Source organism: Stenotrophomonas sp. 21LCFQ19 (assembly GCF_056861425.1).
Genome location: NZ_JBSPUF010000001.1, coordinates 243,373 through 261,848, shown reverse-complemented (window position 1 = coordinate 261,848; position 18,476 = coordinate 243,373). Strand labels below are relative to the sequence as shown.

Below are 18,476 nucleotides of genomic sequence, written 5' to 3'. Positions count from 1 at the left end.
TTCCAGCACTCACCCCCCCCCCCCCCCCCCCCCGGCGGCGCCCCGCCCCCCCCCCCCCCCCCCCCCCCCCCCCCCCCCCCCCCCCCCACTACAGGTGGAGCCGTCCCCGCGATAATTGGAGGCCCTCAACCCTCGATCCTGCACAGACCCGCCCACGCCGGTACAATGCCGGGCCATTCCGACGTTGGCCCACCGCATGCGTGGCACCCTCTATATCGTCGCTGCCCCATCCGGGGCCGGCAAAAGCAGCATCGTCAACGCCACTTTGGCGCGTGACCCGCACATCTCGCTGTCGATCTCCTTCACCTCGCGGGCCATGCGTCCGGGCGAGGTCAACGGCAAGCATTACCACTTCGTCCCGGCTGCCGAGTTCGAGCAGATGATCGCCGCCGGTGATTTCTTCGAGCACGCGCTGGTGCATGGCGACTGGAAGGGCACTGCCCGGCAGTCGGTGGAGCCGCAGCTGGCGGCCGGCAAGGACGTGCTGCTGGAAATCGACTGGCAGGGCGCGCGCCAGGTGCGCGAGAAGGTACCGGGCGCGGTCAGCGTCTTCATCCTGCCGCCGTCGCGGCAGGCGCTGGACGAACGCATGCGCAAGCGTGGCCAGGACAGCGAGGCGGTAATGGCCCAGCGACTGGCCGCCGCGCGTGAGGAAATGCTGCATTACGACGAGTTCGACTACGTCATCATCAACGAGGATTTCGATACCGCCGTTGGCGAAATGTGCTCGATCTTCGCCGCCAGCCGGCTGCGCTGCGAACCCCAGCAACGCCGCCACGGCGAGCTGATCGCCTCGTTGCTGGCCCCTGAAAACTGAGCAAGTGGTTGATCCACAAGGGGCTGTTCAGGCCTTGACTTGATTCCAGGACCGGTCTGCCCCTACAATCCGTCCCCTTTCCCTCATTCGATCGAGCGGCCGTTGCAGGTCGCCGGGAGCCCGCATGGCCCGCATTACCGTAGAAGATTGCCTGGAAGTCGTTAACAACCGTTTTGAGCTGGTCATGATGGCGTCCAAGCGTGCCCGTCAGCTGGCCAATGGTGTCCAGGCGACGATCGACAACAGCGAGAGCGAGGACAAGCCGACCGTGTTGGCGCTGCGCGAAATCGCTGCCCGTCGCATCGACAACGAGCTGATCGAGGAAGTCGAGAAGTCCGAGCGCGAGCGCATCGAGCGTGAAGCACTGGAATGGGCAGCCGCTGAAGTGGTCGCCGACGAAGACATGTCCAAGAACGACGATTGATCGCCTCTCTGGCATCGATTGATGTTGTCTGCAAACAGCCCGCCAAAAGCGGGCTGTTTGCGTTGTAGGAATTGCCGTGGAACGCCTGCTGGCATAGTCTTCTGCCATGAACCCAGGCCCTTCCGCCCAGGTAGCCACGCCCGCGGGCGGGGTGGTACCTGATTACGTACTGCAACTCGAACGCGCAGCCAGCTACCTCCCCACCGAGCAGCTGCCGCTGCTGCGTCGTGCCTGGGAGGTCGGGGCGGCCGCGCACGCCGGCCAGACCCGCAAATCCGGCGAGCCCTACATCACCCATCCGGTGGCGGTTGCACGCATCCTGGCCGAGCTCGGCCTGGATGTCGAAACCCTGATCGCCGCGATCCTGCACGACACCATCGAGGACACCCCGCTTACCGGCGAGGAGCTGGCCGCCGAGTTCGGCCAGGCCGTGGCCGACCTGGTCGAGGGCGTCACCAAGCTGGACAAGCTGAAGTTCCGCGACCGCCAGGAAGCGGCCGCGGAGAGCTTCCGCAAGATGCTGCTGGCGATGTCGCGCGACCTGCGCGTGATCATGATCAAGCTGGCCGACCGCCTGCACAACATGCGCACCCTGGGCGCGCAGAGTGCCGAGGCGCGGCGCCGCATCGCCACCGAAACGCTGGATATCTACGCGCCCATCGCCCAGCGCCTGGGCATGAACCTGATCAAGTCCGAGCTGCAGAACCTCGGCTTCCGCGCGCTGTACCCGTGGCGCCACGCCATCATCGAGAAACACATCCGCAGCCAGCCGGTGGTGCGCCGTGAGTCGATGGCGCAGGTGGAAGTACAGCTGTCGCAGCGTCTGGCGCGCGAAGGGCTGGAACACCGCCTGATCAGCCGCATCAAGACGCCCTGGAGCATCTACACCAAGATGCGCGAGGAGAACAAAAGCTTCGATCAGGTCATGGATGTGTTCGGCTTCCGCCTGGTGATGCGCAACGTGCCCAACTGCTACCACGCGCTGGGTGGGGTGCATGCCGCGTTCAAGCCGCTGGACGGGCGTTTCCGCGATTTCATCGCCATTCCCAAGGCCAACGGTTACCAGTCGCTGCACACGGTGCTGTTCGGGCCGTACGGCTCGCCGATCGAAGTGCAGATCCGCACCGAGGAAATGGACCTGATCGCCGAGCGCGGTGTGGCCGCGCACTGGACCTACAAGTTCGGTGGCGACGGCCCCAACAGCGCGCAGAGCAGGGCGCATGCCTGGATCGTCGAGTTGATCGATTCGCAGCGCACCGCAGGTTCGTCGCTGGAGTTCCTGGACAACGTCAAGGTCGACCTGTTCCCGGACGAGGTCTACCTGTTCACGCCCAAGGGCAAGATCCTGGCGCTGCCGCGCAATTCCACTGCGCTGGATTTCGCCTACGCCGTGCACACCGATGTGGGCAACCGCGCGGTCGCATCGCGCGTGGACAAGAAGCTGGTGCCGCTGCGCACGCGTCTGGTCAGCGGGCAGACGGTGGAGATCATCACCGCGCGTTCGGCCTCGCCCAAGCCGCAGTGGCTGGAGTTCGTGGTCAGCAGCAAGGCGCGTACCGCCATCCGCCACCAGCTCAAGCAACTGGAGCATGAGGACGCCGTGCAGCTCGGCCACAGCATGCTCGACCGCGCGCTGGAAGCGATGGACAGCTCGATCGAGCGGTTGCCCAAGGGGCGGCTGGATGCCTTCCTCAACGAACACCGTTACCCGCGGCTGGAAGCCTTCCTGGCCGATGTCGCGCTGGGCAACTGGATGCCAACTCAAGCTGCGCAAGCATTGATGTCGTATGCCGAACTGCGCGCAAGCGGCGTCACCCATCGTGCCCAGGAAAAGATCCTGATCAACGGCAGCGAGCGTGGCGTGGTCAGCTTTGCCAACTGTTGTCAGCCGATTCCGGGCGACGACATCATGGGTTACCACACTGCCGGCAAGGGCATCGTCGTGCATCGACTGGATTGCCCGAACCTGGCCGAGCTGCGCAAGACGCCGGATCGCTGGGTGCCGATTGGCTGGGATACCAGCGTGGTCGGCGACTACGACACCGCACTGGTGGTCGAGGTGGAGAACGGCACCGGCGTGCTGGCGCAGCTGGCTGCCGCCATCGCCCACAGCCATTCCAACATCGAGCGCGTGGACTACCTGGACCGCGATTTCAATGCCGCGGTGCTGTGCTTCAACATCCAGGTCCGCGACCGCAACCACCTGGCCGAAGTAATGCGTCGCCTGCGCCGCCTGCAGGTAGTGCAGTCCGTCCGCCGCCAATAAGGGTAGTGCCGAGCCATGCTCGGCAGAGGCCTTACCGATGTTGTTGTAGGAGCGGCGTTAGCCGCGAAGCTGGCAGTGCTGGAGCAGCCGGGCTGCCCGCAATCTGAAAGACCATCTGCTTCGCGGCTTACGCCGCTCCTACAAAACCACGTCGGGTTCACCAGTAACGCCCCAGCCGAGCATGGCTCGGCTCTACCTGTATCCCGCTATCCACACAGACTGTGTCCTGCTGCATACACAAGCTGTGGATAAGGGCACGCAGCCCTTGTGCCACGGCCCTCTGCAAAACATGGCGATTTTTTGTCCACGCGCTGTGGGCGAGCCGCCGTAGTGCCGAGCCATGCTCGGCAGGGGCCTTGCCGACATTGTTGTAGGAGCGGTGTGAGTCGCGAAGCTGGCAGCGCTGGAGCAGCCGGGCTGCCCGCAATCTGAAAGACCATCAGCTTCGCGGCTGACGCCGCTCCCACGAAACCCACAGCTGGTTTTTCGGTAAAGCCCCAGCCGAGCATGGCTCGGCTCTACCTGTATCCCGCTATCCACACAGCTTGTGTCCTGCTACCTACACAAGTTGTGGATAACCGCGCGCAGCCCTTGTGCTGCGGTCATCTGCAAAACATGGTGATATTTTGTCCATCACTTGTGGACAGGTGGAGGTGAGCCTGCAGCGTGTTCTGCGTACCATGGGCGGGATACCCACATGGCTGTACCTCATGACGACGTTCCCGGAAGACATCTATACCGAACCCACCGCCGATACCGATACGCTGGCAAACCTGGGGCCACTGGCGCCGATGGCCGGCATCTGGATCGGCGAGCGCGGCATGGACGTCAACCCCAAGGCCGATGGCCCCGAACGGCAGGCCTTCATCGAACACGTCGAACTGCAGCCGATCGACGCACAGCCCAATGGGCCGCAGTTGTTCTATGGACTGCGTTACCACACGCGTATCCACAAGCCTGGCGAAGTGGAGACCTTCCACGACCAGGTCGGTTATTGGCTGTGGGAGCCGGCGACCGGCACGATCATCCAGACGCTGACCATTCCGCGTGGACAGACCGCGATGGCGGTTGGCAAGGCGGCGCCCGATGCGAAGCGCTTCCGCCTGCGCGCCGAGCGTGGCTCGATGACCAATGGCATCAGCTCCAACCCGTTCCTGGAACACGCATTCCGCACCGACAGCTACGAGATCGAGGTCACCATCAACGATGACGGCAGCTGGTCCTACGAACAGGAAACGATGCTGGTCATCCCGGACCGCAGCGCGCCGTTCGCGCATACCGACCGCAATACGCTGCGCCGGATCGGCGAGCCAACGCCCAACCCGACCGCGCGGGCTGGGTAGTGCCGAGCCATGCTCGGCAACGGCTCTACCGATAGGTTGGACGCACTTGTGGGAGCGGCGTCAGCCGCGAAGCTGGTGCCAGTGAATCGAGCAGGCATGCAGGCCAGCTGGATGGATTATCTGCTTCGCGGCTGACGCCGCTCCCACAAACCCAACAGCTGGTTCTTCGGTAGAGCCCCAGCCGAGCATGGCTCGGCTCTACCTGTATTCCGCTATCCACACAGACTGTGTCCTGCTGCATAGACAAGCTATGGATAAAGCTCTGCAGCCCTTGCGCTGCAAGCCTCTGCAGAACATGGTGATATTTTGTCCACGACCTGTGGATGGATCCACTGTAGTGCCGAGCCATGCTCGGTAGGGGCTCTACCGATACAGCAGAGGCACTTGTGGGAGCGGCGTGAGCCGCGAAGCTGGCATCGATGAATCGGTCGTCGTGTCTGCCAGTCGGATGGACTGCCGACTTCGCGGCTTACGCCGCTCCCACAAATTCATTTGAATTTTGCCGGGCAAGCCCCAGCCGCGCATGGCTCGGTGCTACCTGCATGCGGCTATCCACACAGCTTGTGCCCTGTGATGCCTACAAGCTGTGGATAAACCTCGGCAGGCCTTGTGCCGCAGTGCTTTCGATCTGGTGGTGATTTTTTGACCAAGGCCAGCCCAGCCCAGTCAGCTGCCCGCCAAGCTGGCGACGCTACAATGGCCCACCTTTTCCAGACTGGAGCTGTCCATGTCCCGCCAGATCATCAACACCGCCAATGCCCCGGCCGCCATCGGCCCGTACTCGCAGGCCGTGCGCGCCGGCAACACCGTGTATTTCTCCGGCCAGATTCCGTTGGACCCGGCGACCGGTGAAATCGTCGCTGGCGACGTCACCGCGCAGGCCCGTCGCGCCTTCGACAACCTCAAGGCCGTGGCCGAGGAAGCCGGTGGTTCGCTGGACAAGATGGTGCGCCTGGGCCTGTACCTGACCGACCTGGGCGAGTTCGCCAAGGTCAATGCGGTCATGCAGGAGTACTTCCAGGCCCCGTTCCCGGCCCGTTCGACCATCGAAGTGTCGGGCCTGCCGAAGGGCGCCGCGTTCGAAGTCGACGCGATCATGATCATCGACTGATCCGCAGCGCGGATCCGGTGGTGAAGCAGATGCCCGGGAAACCGGGCATCTGCGTTTCAGTTTGGCGGCAAACGGGTTCCGCTGGGGGTCTGCCCGGTCCAGCGCTTGAAGGCGCGGCGGAACTCGCGCGCGTCGTTGAAGCCCAGCTGGTTGCCGATCGCGGCAACGGCGAGCTCCGGGTCCTGCAGCAGTTCCAATGCGCGCTCGGTGCGCACGCGATCGTGGACCTCGCTGAAGCTGGTTTCCTCGTCGGCCAATTGCCGGCGCAGGGTGCGCTCGCTCAGGTGCAGGGCCAGCGCGATTTCGCTCATCTGCGGGTTGTCACGCAGCCGTGGCCGCAGCTGGCGCTCGACCGCAGCAGTGGTTTCGCCGCGCGAGGCCAGCGTTGCCAGTTGCGCGTGGCACATCGATAACGCCTGTTGCGAGGTCACCGGGTTGTAGCTGGCAAACGGCAGCTGCATCCAGCGCTGCTCCAATACCAAGGCGTGGCGTGGCTGGTTGAAGCGCAGCTCACAGCGGAACAAGGCCTGGTACTGGTCGATGCAGGCCGGTGCCGGGTAGCCCAGTTCCAGCCGCAGCGGGCTGAACGCGTTGCCTGCCAGTTCGCGGCCCAGCATCACGATGCTGGAGAACATCTCCTCGCAGAGGAACTGCAGCAGGTCGTTGGCTTCATCCGGCGCGGTAGCGACGATGGCCAGGCTGTCGCTGCCGCCGTCTTCCAGGGCCAAGCTCATCAGCGGGCCGAGGTTGCGCTGGTAATCCAGCCCTATCCGCACCGCGTCGCCAAACGTGCGTGCGGTCTTCATCGCCAGGCCGAGCAGGCCGAAGTTGCCACCGTTCTGGTTGCCGCCCATGGCCAGGCCGACCCCGTCGATGGGGAAGGTGGGCAGGGCGCGGCGTATCACCTCGATTGCCTGCCGGTAGGAAATGCGGGCACTGGGATCGTTGAGCTGCGCCGCGCTCAATTGCAGCCCATTGAACCAGTTGTCGCTGCTGACGCCGCGTTGCTCGGCCAGCAGCAACAGGCCACAGAGCATGTTGGTTGGAACGTTGGCGATGCTCAGGCGGTCGCCGCCGCTGATCCTGCGATGCATTCAAGCCCCTCCAGCTTGTCCGCTTTGCCCCCCCAAGTATGCCGTTCTTGCCCTTCGCGTGAACACTGCCTGAAGGCCAGACTGCGCCCAACATCTGCCACCGTATGGGAGCACGTCATGCAGCGCAGCATCACCTGGGCGGTTTCCGCCACCTTGGCCGTCATGGTCGTCGGCTGCCAGAAGCAGGCCGAACAGGCACCAAGCGTGGCTGCGGCCGACGGGGCATTCGCGGCCACGCTGCAGGAGCGCCTGCTCGACGCCAAGCCCGGCGACGTGATCGACATCCCGGCCGGTCGCCACCAGTTCGAGCGCAGCCTGAGCCTGCGCGCCGATGGCGTGACCATCCGTGGCGCCGGCATGGACCAGACCGTGCTCAGCTTCAAGGGGCAGAAGGCCGGCGCCGAAGGGCTGTTGGTCAACGGCGACAACTTCACCATCGAGAACCTCACCATCGAGGACTCCAAGGGCGACGGGCTGAAGATCAGCGAATCGGAGAACATCACCATCCGTGGGGTAAAGGTGCAGTGGAGCGGTGGCCCCAGCACCAAGAACGGCGCCTATGGCATCTACCCGGTGCTGACCAAGAACGTGCTGATCGAGAACACCATTTCCATCGGTGCCTCCGATGCCGGCATCTACGTCGGCCAGTCCGATGGGGTGATCGTGCGCAACAGCCGTGCCGAGCAGAACGTGGCCGGCATCGAAGTCGAGAACACCCGCAACGCCGATGTCTACGACAACGTCGCCACCGGCAACACCGGCGGCATCCTGGTGTTCAACATGCCGGGCCTGTCGCAGCAGGGCGGCAATATCCGTGTGTTCAACAACAAGGTCATCGCCAACAACCACGAGAATTTCGGTGCCAAGGGCACGCCGGTGGCCAGCGTGCCTGCCGGTTCGGGCATCGTCATCAACTCCAACGATGACATCGAGGTATTCGACAACGAGGTGCGCGACAACGCCACCACCAACATCATCGTCTCCAGCGTGTATTCCACCGGCTACAAGGACAGCAGCGCCTCGCCCAATTTCGATCCGTATCCGGAACGCATCTACATCCACAACAACACCTTGTCCGGCGGCGGTGATTCGCCCGACGGGCTGGATCTGAAGGCCTTGAAAGTGGCGATGTATGGCCTGACCGGTAACTTCCCGGACGTGCTGTGGGATGGCTATTACAACAAGGAGCGCATGGTCGATGGAGTCAAGGTCGGTCCGCAGATCTGCCTGCGCAATGTCAGTGGCGTGGTCAACGCCGATGGCCCTGGCGGTTACAAGAACCCGAGCAAGGATGCCAAGCCATTTGAATGTGATCTGCCGCGCCTCCCGGCCATCGATCTGAAGCGTGGTTGAGGTCCTGGCATGCGCAATCTGATGGTGCGGGTGATCGTGCTGGTGAGCGTCCTGCTGATGCTGGTGGGCTGCGGCAAACCGGCTGCGGTGCATTTCTTCGAGCAGGGCCAGCCGGCGACGCTGGATGAGTGGCATGTGCTGCGCATCCGCGATGGCAAACTGACACTCAATGAAGGCGTCGTACCGTACGACTTGAACACACCGCTGTTCAGCGATTACGCGCACAAGCTGCGTACGGTATGGATGCCCAAGGGGCAGGCGGCCAGCTACCAGCCCGAGCATGCCTTCGATTTCCCGGTCGGCACCATCCTCAGCAAGACCTTCTACTATCCGCTGCCGGCCACAGGTGCTGCTGATGGAACGTCGGTGGCGCGCACGCCACCGTCGCAGTCCTCGTTGCATGAAGAGAGCCTGGACCTGTCCAAGGTGCGTCTGATCGAGACCCGGCTGCTGGTCCACCGCAAGGAAGGCTGGGTGGCCTTGCCCTATGTCTGGAACCCGCAGCAGACCGAGGCGACCTTGCAACGCACCGGCGCCAGCGTGGATCTGGAGTTGGTTGCCGCGGATGGCTCGCGTGAAGCCCTTGCCTACCAGGTGCCGGACCAGAACCAATGCGGTGGTTGCCATATCACCGACAACCGCTCGCGCAAGCTGCTGCCGATCGGTCCCAAGGCGCGCAACCTCAATCGCGATTTCGATTACCTCAGCGGCCACGACAACCAGCTCGCGCATCTGGTCAAACTCGGCTATCTGAAAGACCTGCCTGCACCGGCACAGCTGCCACGCGCGGCCGATGCCACTGATCCTGCCGCGCCGCTGGAGGCGCGGGCGCGCGCCTACTTGGACGTGAACTGTGGTCATTGCCATAGCCGTACCGGCCCGGCCATCACCTCCGGTTTGTGGCTGGACGCACCCACCCGGGATCACCTGAAGCTGGGCATGTGCAAGCAGCCGATCGCAGCGGGCAAGGGCACTGGCAACCGCCGCTACGACATCCAGCCGGGCGATGCGGATGCCTCGATCATCGCCTACCGCATGGACAGTGATGATCCGGCGGTGATGATGCCCGAGGTCGGCCGCGCGGTTGTACACAGCGAAGGCGTGACCTTGATCCGGGAATGGATCAACGCGCTGGAAACAAACTGCGACACGGCTGGCGAAGGCCAGCCCGGCAACACGGGCCCGCCGGCGGTCTGACGCCGGCATACACCTCACTGCGTGGGAGAGAACGCGATGCGAGTGAAGCAACGGAATCTGGTAGTCGGACTGCAGCGGGCCTTGGCCGGGCTGATGGTAGTGGGGGTAGTTGCCCCGGCAATGGCACAGTCGGCGACGGAGGATGCTGCCACCACGCTTGATCGCATCACCGTCACCGCGCAGAGCCGGCAGCAGGAAATACAGGATGTGCCGATCGCATTGCAGGTAGTCGATCAGAACCTGCTCAACGACGTGGCCGCCGAGAATCTTGGCGACATCGACTCGCTGGTGCCGGGACTGGTGATCAGCGCGGTGCAGCCGACCCAGCCATCGTTCCGGCTGCGCGGCGTGGAGACCGACGACTTCGGTATCGGTACCGATCCGGCGGTAGGCATCTTCGTTGACGGCGTCTACGGCGGGCGAGGCGGCGGCGTGCTGCTGCCTTTCGTCGATGTGGAACGCATCGAAGTGCTGAAGGGCCCGCAGGGCACCTTGTTCGGCCGTAATACCGCTGCTGGTGCGATCTCGCTGGTGACCCGACGCCCGCAGGCTGAGACCGAGGCGCGCGCCACCGTGCGCGTCGGCAACTACGGCAAGAAGTACGCCGACGCGATGTGGAACATCCCGACCGGTGACAACTCGGCGCTGCGCTTCAATGCACTGATCAACACCAGTGACGGTTGGTTCCAGGACGGCGCCACCGGCAAGGACCTGGGCGGCGAGAATGTCTGGGCCACCCGCGCAGCCTGGCAGAGCCGCTTCGGCGACAACACCACCGCCTACATCACCTGGGACCACGAAAGCCTGGACCAGAACGGCCGCGTCACCACCGGTATCGTGCCGTTGCCGGCCTATCCGGCGCGGCCGCCAGTACCGGTGGACCCGGACGACTATCTGGACCCGCGCAAGATCAAGACCTACAGCGATGCCGAGAATGCCGAGTGGCGTACCTTCGACGGCGTCAGCCTGATCATCGACCACGCGCTGTCCTGGGGCAATTTCACCTCCACCAGCTCCTGGCGCAAGTACGACTCCACCAACCACACCGAGGAAGACGGCACCAACCGTTTCGACCTGTACGTGGACTCGAAGAACACCGAGAACAACGAGACCTTCTACCAGGAGTTCAAGTTCTCCGGCAGCAATGAACGCTTCGATTGGGTGGCCGGCGCCAGTTACTTCGACGAGGACGCGCGCCAGACCAGCGAGGTCAATACCAATACCGAGGCGGTGGACAACATCATCCGCAACATGGGCGTGGCCTATCAGCTCGGCATTCCCGATGGCAGCCTGTTCAACTTCACCTCGATGCTGGCGCAGATGAACGGCATCCCGATTTCGCTGGTCGGCGAGAAATGGAACGAGCGCTTCAGCAACACGCTGGGCACCACCTCGTACGCCGCCTTCGGTGATGTGATCTGGAAGGCCACCGATCGCCTCAACCTGACCTTCGGCCTGCGTTACACCCGCGACGAGAAGGACTTCACCTGGCTCAATACGCCGCGCAATGCGCCCGGCCTCGAAGCCAAGCTCGGCACGCTGGAGGCGCTGGGCTTCTTCCAGGCGCTGGCCGGCATGGGCATCCCGATCACCCGCGAGCTGCTGACCTTCGACATGGCTTTCATCGACCCGCCGGCCATGGTCAACAAGGGCAAGCTGGTGCGCGACAAGAAGAGCTGGAGTGACTGGAGCCCGCGCTTTGTCGTCGACTACCACCTCAATGACGACACCATGGTGTTCGGCTCGCTGGCCAAGGGCTACAAGGCAGGTGGCTTCAACGCGCTGCAGATCGGTCCGGCGTTCGAGAACGAGGATGTGTGGAATCTGGAAGTCGGCCTGAAGCAGAGCTTCGATCGCTTCTCCTACAACGTCTCTGTCTTCCACTACCAGTACGACAACCGGCAGGCGATCCGCCTGATCGATCCGGATCCGAACAATCCGGTCGATATCCCGGTCTACGTATTCGATACCAGCGATCTGCAAGCCACCGGCGTGGATTTCGACATGCGCTGGAAGGTCACCGATGGCCTCACTCTGGATGCGGCGGCCGAATGGATAGATTCCAAGTACAAGAATTACGTGACACCGGAAGGTGTGGATCTTGATGGTGCACCGACCGGTGAACCGCGCTTCACCGCCTCGGCTGGCGCGGTCTACGTGGCCGATCTGGGTGGCAACGGTCAGCTGCGCTTCTCGCTGCGCCACGCCTACCGTGGCGCCCAGCGCTGCAACGCAGGTTCCGACCTGCAGGGTGACTGCGGCATCAGCAAGGTGCTCAACATCGGCGAATCACAGCAGCGCACCGACGTGCGCATCGGCTGGACCTCGCCGCTGAAGCACTGGAACTGGGCGGTGTACGCCAACAACGTGTTCGACAAGCAATACGTCCGCGGCCTGAACACCTACGGACGCGATCCCCTCGGCGTAGTCGGCGCAACCATCACCGACCCCCGCACCTACGGCCTGGAAATGACCGTGAAGTTCTAGCAGAGTCGCCTGCGCAAAGGGCTCCCCTCTCCCGCCTGCGGGGTGAGATGGGCAGTTTGCGAACCACCGGTTCGCTGCCCGTCGAACGCCCTTGCGTCAGCGCAAGGGTCGGGGCGCAGAGCGGGGGTTGGGGGTGAGGGCCTGTTCGCCACGTAGAGCTACCGCACCAAGGCGCCAATCGACAAATCAGCAGTAAACCAACACTTGGGGAGTAGGAAACCCCGGCGTCCAACCACGCCGGGGTTTCTGTTTGCAGCGCATGACGGCATCCTTATGCAATGTCTGCACGCCGTGACCTCGCCACCCTCGATCTTTCCACCGAACCACTGAGCCGCCTGGCCGGGGTCGGTCCACGGGTGGCAGCCAAGCTGGAAGCGCGCGGCCTGACCAGCTTGCAGGACCTGTGGCTGCACCTGCCGCTGCGCTACGAGGACCGCACCACGCTGCTGCCGATCCGCGCCTTGAAGGCCGGCATGGCCGCGCAGGTGGAGGGCAGGGTGGAGGCAGTGGAGCGGGGCTTCCGTTACCGGCCGGTGCTGCGGGTGGCGATCAGCGACGATTCCGGCGCCACCCTGGTGCTGCGCTTCTTCCACTTCCGTGCCGCGCAGGTGTCGCAGTTCGCCGTCGGTCGTCGTCTGCGCGCCTATGGCACACCCCGCGCGGGTCAGAATGGGCTGGAGATCGTGCATCCCAGCTATCACGTGCTCGGTGATGGCGAAGACGCCGCGTTGGGCGCGGTACTGGATCCGGTGTACCCGGCAGTGGAGGGCATCGGCCCGGCCAGCCTGCGCAAGTTGATCGGACAGGCACTGGATCGTTTGCCCGATGCGGCCGCATTGGAATTGCTGCCGCCGGCCTTGCTCGCCGGCATGGGCCTGCCGTCGTTGCGCGAAGCCATGCTGACCATGCATCGGCCGCCGGCCGATGCCGATATCGGTGCCCTTGGAGCGGGTACGCATCCGGCGCAGCGCCGCTTGGCGCTGGAGGAACTGCTGGCACACCACCTCAGCCTGCGCCGCCAGCGCATCGCCCTGCAGCAACATCGCGCGCCGTCGCTGCGTGGCCGCGACGGACTGGTCAAAGCCCTGCGCGACTCCTTGCCGTTCAAGCTGACCGGCGCCCAGCAGCGCGTATTCGACGAGATCCGCAAGGACCTGGCCCGCGCCCATCCAATGCTGCGGCTGGTGCAGGGCGACGTCGGCTCGGGCAAGACCGTGGTTGCTGCGTTGGCCGCGATGCTGGCGGTGGAACGCGGCAAACAGGTGGCGCTGGCCGCGCCGACCGAACTGCTGGCCGAGCAGCACCTGAACAATCTGCGCAGCTGGCTGGAACCGCTGGATGTGCGTGTGTCCTGGCTGGCCGGCAAGGTCACCGGCAAGGCCCGCGCCAAGGTGCTGGAGGATGTTGCCAGCGGCCATGCACAAGTGGTGGTAGGCACCCATGCGCTGATGCAGGACAGCGTCGTGTTCAATGATCTGGCACTGGCCATCGTCGATGAGCAGCATCGCTTCGGCGTGCACCAGCGGCTTGCCCTGCGCGACAAGGGCGCAACGGCCGGTGTAGTGCCGCATCAGCTGGTGATGACCGCCACGCCGATCCCGCGCACCTTGGCGATGGCGTCGTATTCGGATCTGGATGTATCGGCCATCGACGAACTGCCGCCCGGTCGCACGCCGGTGCAGACCATCGCCATCAGCGCCGAGCGGCGTCCGGAACTGGTCGAGCGCATCCGCATCGCCTGCCAGCAGGGCCGGCAGGTGTATTGGGTCTGCACGCTGATCGAAGAGAGTGAGGAAGACGCCGGCCCCGGCAACGCACGCATGGATGCGCAGGCCGCGCAGACCACCTTCGAGACGCTGTCAGCGCAACTGCCCGAGTTGCGCATCGGTCTGGTCCACGGCCGCATGAAGGCGGCGGAGAAGCAGGCGGCGATGCGCGCCTTCAAACAGGCCGAGACCGATCTGCTGGTCGCCACCACGGTGATTGAAGTCGGTGTCGATGTGCCCAACGCCTCGTTGATGATCATCGAGAACGCCGAACGCCTGGGCCTGGCGCAGCTGCACCAGCTGCGTGGCCGCGTCGGCCGTGGTGCAACCGCATCCAGCTGCGTGCTGATGTACCAGGCACCGCTGTCGGCGATGGCACGCGAGCGCCTGGAAACCATGCGGCTGACGTCCGACGGCTTCCTGATCGCCGAGAAGGACCTGGAACTGCGCGGTCCCGGCGAACTGCTGGGTACCCGCCAGACCGGCCTGGCCGCATTCCGCGTTGCTGATCTGGCCCGTGATGCGGGCCTGTTGCCGACTGTGCACGATCTGGCCGAACGCCTGCTCAGCGATGCGCCGGAATTGGCTGATCGCATCGTCAACCGCTGGATTGGCGGCGCAGTGCGCTACGCATCGGCCTGATTGCGTGCTTCCACTGTCATGGAGGCCGTGACAGACTCCATGGCCAACCAGAAGTGAAGCAGAAGATGAGCAAGAAGATACCGTTGCTGATTGATACTGATCCGGGCGTGGACGACGCGCTGGCACTGCTGATGGCCTTTGCCGATGAGCGCCACGACGTGGTCGCGCTGACAGTGGCAGCGGGCAACGTCGGCCTCGAATACACCGTGCGCAACGCGCTGAAGCTGTGCGAAGTAGCTGGCCGTGAAGACGTGCCGGTGTTCGCGGGCACCCCCGATCCGCTGGTATATCCGGCCGAAGACGCCGCGCACGTGCATGGCCGCGACGGTTTTGGCGACGTCGATCTGCCGTTGGCTGCGCGCAAGGTGGAAGCCGAACACGCGGCCTTGGCGATCCTGCGCCTGTCGCACCAATATGCAGGCGAGTTGCTGCTGGTCGCACTGGGTCCGCTGACCAATATCGCGCTCGCGCTGAAGCTCGACCCAAGCTTGCCGCAGCGCGTGAAGCGCTTCGTGGTGATGGGCGGCGCGATCACCGGCCACGGCAACATCACCCCGGCCGCCGAGTTCAATATCGCCTTCGATCCGGAATCGGCGCATATCGTCTTTACCTCGTTCCCGTTCATCGAAGTCGCGGACTGGGAGGCCACCATCGCCCACGGCCTGCTGCACCGTGATGTCGAACAGTGGCTCGCTGCAGATACCGACAAGGCACGTTTCTACGAGCTGATCTCACGCCAGACCCGGCTGTGGTCAGAAGACAGCCGCGGCGAGCGCTGGTATGCCGCCGATGCGCTGGCGATGGCCTGGGCGCTGCAGCCGGAGGGCGGCGAGGTGGTTGAGCAACGGCCGCTGTCGATCGAACTGACCGGCACCCGTACCCGTGGTGCCACCATCGTCGACTGGAACCGTCAGACCGGTGCGCCGGACAATACGGCGCTGCTGATCGGCTACGACCAGGCCCGCTTCGAGGCCCAGGTGCGTGGGGCGCTGCTGGGCCAGTAATGGCCCCGGGGAATGGTTCAGTAAGCACGACTTGCCTGTGGCGGCAAGCCGTGCTTATAATGGCCGTCTTGACCACCAGCCCACACGGTGCGAGCCCATGAAGGCCGATATCCATCCTGATTACCACAACGTCGTTTTCCACGACGTGACCTCTGATTTCAAGTTCCTGACCCGTTCGACCATGTCCTCCAAGGAAACGGTCAAGTGGGAAGACGGCGAAGAGTATCCGCTCGTCAAGGTTGAAATTTCCTCGGCTTCGCACCCGTTCTACACGGGCAAGCACAAGGTTATCGATACCAGCGGCCGCATCGACAAGTTCCAGAAGCGCTACGCGCGCTAATCGAACTGTTGTTGCTGCACAGACAACGGCCGCGCCCTGCGCGGCCGTTGTTTTGTCTTGCGTGTCGTACGGCTGAACCCTTGCGGAATCGGGCGGTTGTGCCAGTGCGACGCTGTGTCGCGCGGAAACTCCGGCTATAAGACTTTTGTCTTCGCAAACTGCAAATGCTGCTGTGCGATAATCGTCGGAACCGCAGTGGAAAACTGCGGAATTCCTTCACGCGCCTGCCCGCACCCCTTTCGTCAGGACAGGCGCCTTCCACTTGAGGAGCGCACACTGTGTCCGATCTTGATCAGGTCACGCTCAACGCCGGCGACAAGTCGGTCGTTCTGCCTGTCGTCAAACCCGTCCTGGGCAATAACTGTGTCGATATCTCGAAGCTGACCAAGGAAACCGGTCTCTTCACCTACGACTCGGGCTACACCGCCACCGCCAGCTGCAAGTCGGCCATCACCTACATCGATGGCGACAACGGCGTGCTGTTGTATCGCGGCTATCCGATCGAGCAGCTGGCCGCCAAGTCCAGCTTCGTCGAAGTGGCCTACCTGCTGATCAATGGCGATCGTCCGAGCGCCGACCAGCTGAAGGCTTTCGAAGCCGAACTGACCGCTGAAGCCGGCGTTGATGAATCCATCAACACCTTGATCGGCAGCTTCGCCAAGGACGCACATCCGATGGCGATCCTGACTGCCTCGATCGCGCAGTTGTCGGCCAAGTACCACGCCTCGCTGGACCTGGAAGATGCCGAGCAGCGCCGCCAGGCAGCAGTGCGTCTTATCGCCAAGGTGCCGACCCTGTCGGCGCTGATCTACCGCCATGGCGCTGGCCTGCCGGCCAACAAGCCGGACACCTCGCTGGACTACGTCAGCCGCTTCCTGAAGCAGACCTTCGAGTCGGCCGATGGCAAGTACGATCTGAACAAGGACGTGGTCAAGGCACTGGACCTGCTGTTCATCCTGCATGCCGACCACGAGCAGAACGCCTCGACCTCGACCGTGCGTCTGGTCGGCTCCACCGGTGCCAACCCGTATGCATCGGTCGCCGCTGGCGTCACCGCGCTGTGGGGCCCGGCACATGGCGGCGCCAACGAAGCCGTGCTGAAGATGCTGGAAGAGATCGGTTCGGCCGACAACGTCGAGTCCGCCGTGGTCAAGGCCAAGGACAAGACCTCGGGCTTCCGCCTGATGGGCTTCGGTCACCGCGTCTACAAGAACTTCGATCCGCGCGCCAAGGTCATCGGTGAGATGACCAAGCAGGTGCTGGGTCAGCTCGGCGTGCAGGATCCGCTGCTCGACGTTGCCGTCAAGCTGGAGCAGGCTGCGCTGCAGGACGAGTACTTCGTTGCCCGCAAGCTGTATCCGAACGTCGACTTCTACAGCGGCATCATCTACAAGGCGCTGAACATCCCGACCGAGATGTTCACGGTCATGTTCGCGCTGGGCCGTACCGCTGGTTGGGTATCGCATTGGCTGGAGCAGCAGGTTGATCCGGAGATGAAGATCGGCCGTCCGCGCCAGGTCTACACCGGCCACGACGTGCGCGACTACAAGTAATGGCAACGGCGCAGCAGTGCGCCGCTTCCATCACGACAAAAACCCCGCTTCGGCGGGGTTTTGTTTGTGCGCCACTCCTGCAAAAACAGGGGTGTCCTGTAGTGGGGGGGGGGGGGGGGGCGGGGCTGTTACGGGGGTTACCGGCCGGGCAATGCGCGGGACCACCCCGAGCCATGCTCGGCAGAGGCTTTACCGGGAATGCCCTGCCGAGCATGGCTCGGCACTACGCTCCCTTCCTTTGCTGCAGGCAAGGGGAGGGCTAGGGAGGGGGAGCTTCTTCGACCTTTCGCGCATTGCCAGCGTCGCGGCTTACGCCGCTCCCACAAGCGCAGATAGTTGTCCGGTAGTGCCGAGCCATGCTCGGCAAGGGCTTTACCAGGAATGCGTCTGCCGAGCATGGCTCGGCATTACCGCTGCTGTTGCGCCAGCAATTGCTTCAGTTGCGCCAATGTCGCGCGCGGCAGGGGCTTGCCGTCGTCCGTTGAAACGGGCGGCTGCCGCAGTGCATCCTCGGGCAGTACGACCAGTTCGAAGGCGATGCCATCGGCGGCGAACTCACAGCCTGGGTAGTGCTGTTTTGACGAATGTCCCGCCAAACGCAGCGACCAGGTGCGCGCCTCGGCAGGAATGTGCTGTTCGTGAAGAAAGCGCTGCACGGCATCAGGGTCATCGCAATGCAGGTGCAGGATGACCGGGCTGTCGCCGGCGGCCAGCCCGCTCAGCACTGCACCGGCCAGACGTGGCTGGAAGGCCTGCAGGAACTGCATGGCCTGCACTGCTGATTCGCGACGCTCGTGCAGCGCGCCGGGTTGGCTGCCGGAGGCGAACAGCAACTGATGCTCACGCAGCGCCTGCTCGATCTCGCCCAGGCGCGGCCACAAGGCTTCGCTGGCGACGCCGAGCCTTGCAGCAGCTTTGCGGCGGGCGTGTTCAAGGTCATGGATCCCGCTTTCGGCGATCAAGCGGGCAGCCTCCTGCGCGATCAATTGCCGTTCGCGGGCTTTGCGCGGCAGGGAGTGGGGTGGCGATGACGGCATCAGGCTCTGACCGAGGGGGTGCTGGCCCGATTGTAGGCAGGC

Annotated in this window: 14 protein-coding genes; 12 read left to right on the top strand and 2 right to left on the bottom strand. The window is 64.0% G+C overall.

Features of this window, described 5'->3' with window-relative positions; all coding sequences use genetic code 11:
• Window positions 1-196 precede the first annotated feature (196 nt).
• The 5 genes from gmk (at window position 197) to AC13FW_RS01120 (ending at window position 5,961) form a co-directional block, all read left to right on the top strand.
• The gene (gene gmk, locus AC13FW_RS01140; RefSeq protein WP_296250265.1) at window positions 197-817 is read left to right on the top strand and encodes a guanylate kinase; all 621 of its coding nucleotides are present in this window, start codon (window positions 197-199) and stop codon (window positions 815-817) included.
• Window positions 818-941: 124 nt separating this feature from the next.
• Window positions 942-1,241 (top strand): DNA-directed RNA polymerase subunit omega, encoded by a 300-nt coding sequence (gene rpoZ, locus AC13FW_RS01135; RefSeq protein ID WP_282271463.1) that lies wholly within the window; start codon window positions 942-944, stop codon window positions 1,239-1,241.
• Window positions 1,242-1,347: 106 nt separating this feature from the next.
• Window positions 1,348-3,507, top strand: a complete 2,160-nt coding sequence (locus AC13FW_RS01130) for a RelA/SpoT family protein (RefSeq protein ID WP_282271461.1) — start codon at window positions 1,348-1,350, stop codon at window positions 3,505-3,507.
• A 710-nt stretch (window positions 3,508-4,217) separates the two neighbouring features.
• Window positions 4,218-4,850: an FABP family protein gene (locus AC13FW_RS01125; protein ID WP_482987904.1), complete on the top strand. Its 633-nt coding sequence runs from the start codon at window positions 4,218-4,220 to the stop codon at window positions 4,848-4,850.
• Window positions 4,851-5,577: 727 nt separating this feature from the next.
• On the top strand, window positions 5,578-5,961 hold the full coding sequence (locus AC13FW_RS01120) for a RidA family protein (protein WP_057629049.1): 384 nt from the start codon (window positions 5,578-5,580) through the stop codon (window positions 5,959-5,961).
• A gap of 56 nt (window positions 5,962-6,017) precedes the next feature.
• On the opposite strand, the gene AC13FW_RS01115 is transcribed toward AC13FW_RS01120, so the two are convergent.
• Window positions 6,018-7,055, bottom strand: coding sequence for an AraC family transcriptional regulator (locus AC13FW_RS01115; RefSeq protein WP_481615701.1), 1,038 nt, complete (start codon window positions 7,053-7,055; stop codon window positions 6,018-6,020).
• A 117-nt stretch (window positions 7,056-7,172) separates the two neighbouring features.
• On the opposite strand from AC13FW_RS01115, the gene AC13FW_RS01110 reads away from it, so the two are divergent.
• From AC13FW_RS01110 to AC13FW_RS01080, 7 genes are all read left to right on the top strand, one after another.
• Window positions 7,173-8,408 carry a parallel beta-helix domain-containing protein gene (locus tag AC13FW_RS01110; RefSeq protein WP_482987903.1) on the top strand — a complete coding sequence of 412 codons (1,236 nt, stop codon included), beginning with the start codon at window positions 7,173-7,175 and terminating at the stop codon, window positions 8,406-8,408.
• Between the two features lie 9 nt (window positions 8,409-8,417).
• Complete coding sequence (locus AC13FW_RS01105; RefSeq protein WP_482987902.1) at window positions 8,418-9,605, top strand: SO2930 family diheme c-type cytochrome; 1,188 nt, start codon at window positions 8,418-8,420, stop codon at window positions 9,603-9,605.
• Window positions 9,606-9,647: 42 nt separating this feature from the next.
• Entirely contained in the window at window positions 9,648-12,092 is a 2,445-nt protein-coding gene (locus tag AC13FW_RS01100) for a TonB-dependent receptor (protein WP_482987901.1), read from the top strand.
• 278 nt (window positions 12,093-12,370) lie between these two features.
• Entirely contained in the window at window positions 12,371-14,500 is a 2,130-nt protein-coding gene (gene recG / locus AC13FW_RS01095; RefSeq protein WP_482987900.1) for an ATP-dependent DNA helicase RecG, read from the top strand.
• A 65-nt stretch (window positions 14,501-14,565) separates the two neighbouring features.
• Complete coding sequence (locus tag AC13FW_RS01090) at window positions 14,566-15,504, top strand: nucleoside hydrolase (protein WP_482987899.1); 939 nt, start codon at window positions 14,566-14,568, stop codon at window positions 15,502-15,504.
• Window positions 15,505-15,601: 97 nt separating this feature from the next.
• Complete coding sequence (locus tag AC13FW_RS01085; protein WP_054657059.1) at window positions 15,602-15,844, top strand: type B 50S ribosomal protein L31; 243 nt, start codon at window positions 15,602-15,604, stop codon at window positions 15,842-15,844.
• 278 nt (window positions 15,845-16,122) lie between these two features.
• Window positions 16,123-17,397 (top strand): citrate synthase, encoded by a 1,275-nt coding sequence (locus tag AC13FW_RS01080; protein ID WP_282271232.1) that lies wholly within the window; start codon window positions 16,123-16,125, stop codon window positions 17,395-17,397.
• A gap of 407 nt (window positions 17,398-17,804) precedes the next feature.
• Here the strand turns inward: AC13FW_RS01080 and AC13FW_RS01075 are convergent, their stop codons facing one another.
• Window positions 17,805-18,434, bottom strand: coding sequence for a hypothetical protein (locus tag AC13FW_RS01075; RefSeq protein WP_482987898.1), 630 nt, complete (start codon window positions 18,432-18,434; stop codon window positions 17,805-17,807).
• Between the last annotated feature and the right edge of the window lie 42 nt (window positions 18,435-18,476).

Coding starts and splice junctions, on each gene's coding strand:
- recG (WP_482987900.1), top strand. CDS start 12,371: ATGTCTGCACGCCGTGACCTCGCCACCCTCGATCTTTCCACCGAACCA.
- gmk (WP_296250265.1), top strand. CDS start 197: ATGCGTGGCACCCTCTATATCGTCGCTGCCCCATCCGGGGCCGGCAAA.
- AC13FW_RS01085 (WP_054657059.1), top strand. CDS start 15,602: ATGAAGGCCGATATCCATCCTGATTACCACAACGTCGTTTTCCACGAC.
- AC13FW_RS01075 (WP_482987898.1), bottom strand. CDS start 18,434: ATGCCGTCATCGCCACCCCACTCCCTGCCGCGCAAAGCCCGCGAACGG.
- AC13FW_RS01105 (WP_482987902.1), top strand. CDS start 8,418: ATGCGCAATCTGATGGTGCGGGTGATCGTGCTGGTGAGCGTCCTGCTG.
- AC13FW_RS01110 (WP_482987903.1), top strand. CDS start 7,173: ATGCAGCGCAGCATCACCTGGGCGGTTTCCGCCACCTTGGCCGTCATG.
- AC13FW_RS01130 (WP_282271461.1), top strand. CDS start 1,348: ATGAACCCAGGCCCTTCCGCCCAGGTAGCCACGCCCGCGGGCGGGGTG.
- AC13FW_RS01120 (WP_057629049.1), top strand. CDS start 5,578: ATGTCCCGCCAGATCATCAACACCGCCAATGCCCCGGCCGCCATCGGC.
- AC13FW_RS01090 (WP_482987899.1), top strand. CDS start 14,566: ATGAGCAAGAAGATACCGTTGCTGATTGATACTGATCCGGGCGTGGAC.
- AC13FW_RS01115 (WP_481615701.1), bottom strand. CDS start 7,055: ATGCATCGCAGGATCAGCGGCGGCGACCGCCTGAGCATCGCCAACGTT.
- rpoZ (WP_282271463.1), top strand. CDS start 942: ATGGCCCGCATTACCGTAGAAGATTGCCTGGAAGTCGTTAACAACCGT.
- AC13FW_RS01125 (WP_482987904.1), top strand. CDS start 4,218: ATGACGACGTTCCCGGAAGACATCTATACCGAACCCACCGCCGATACC.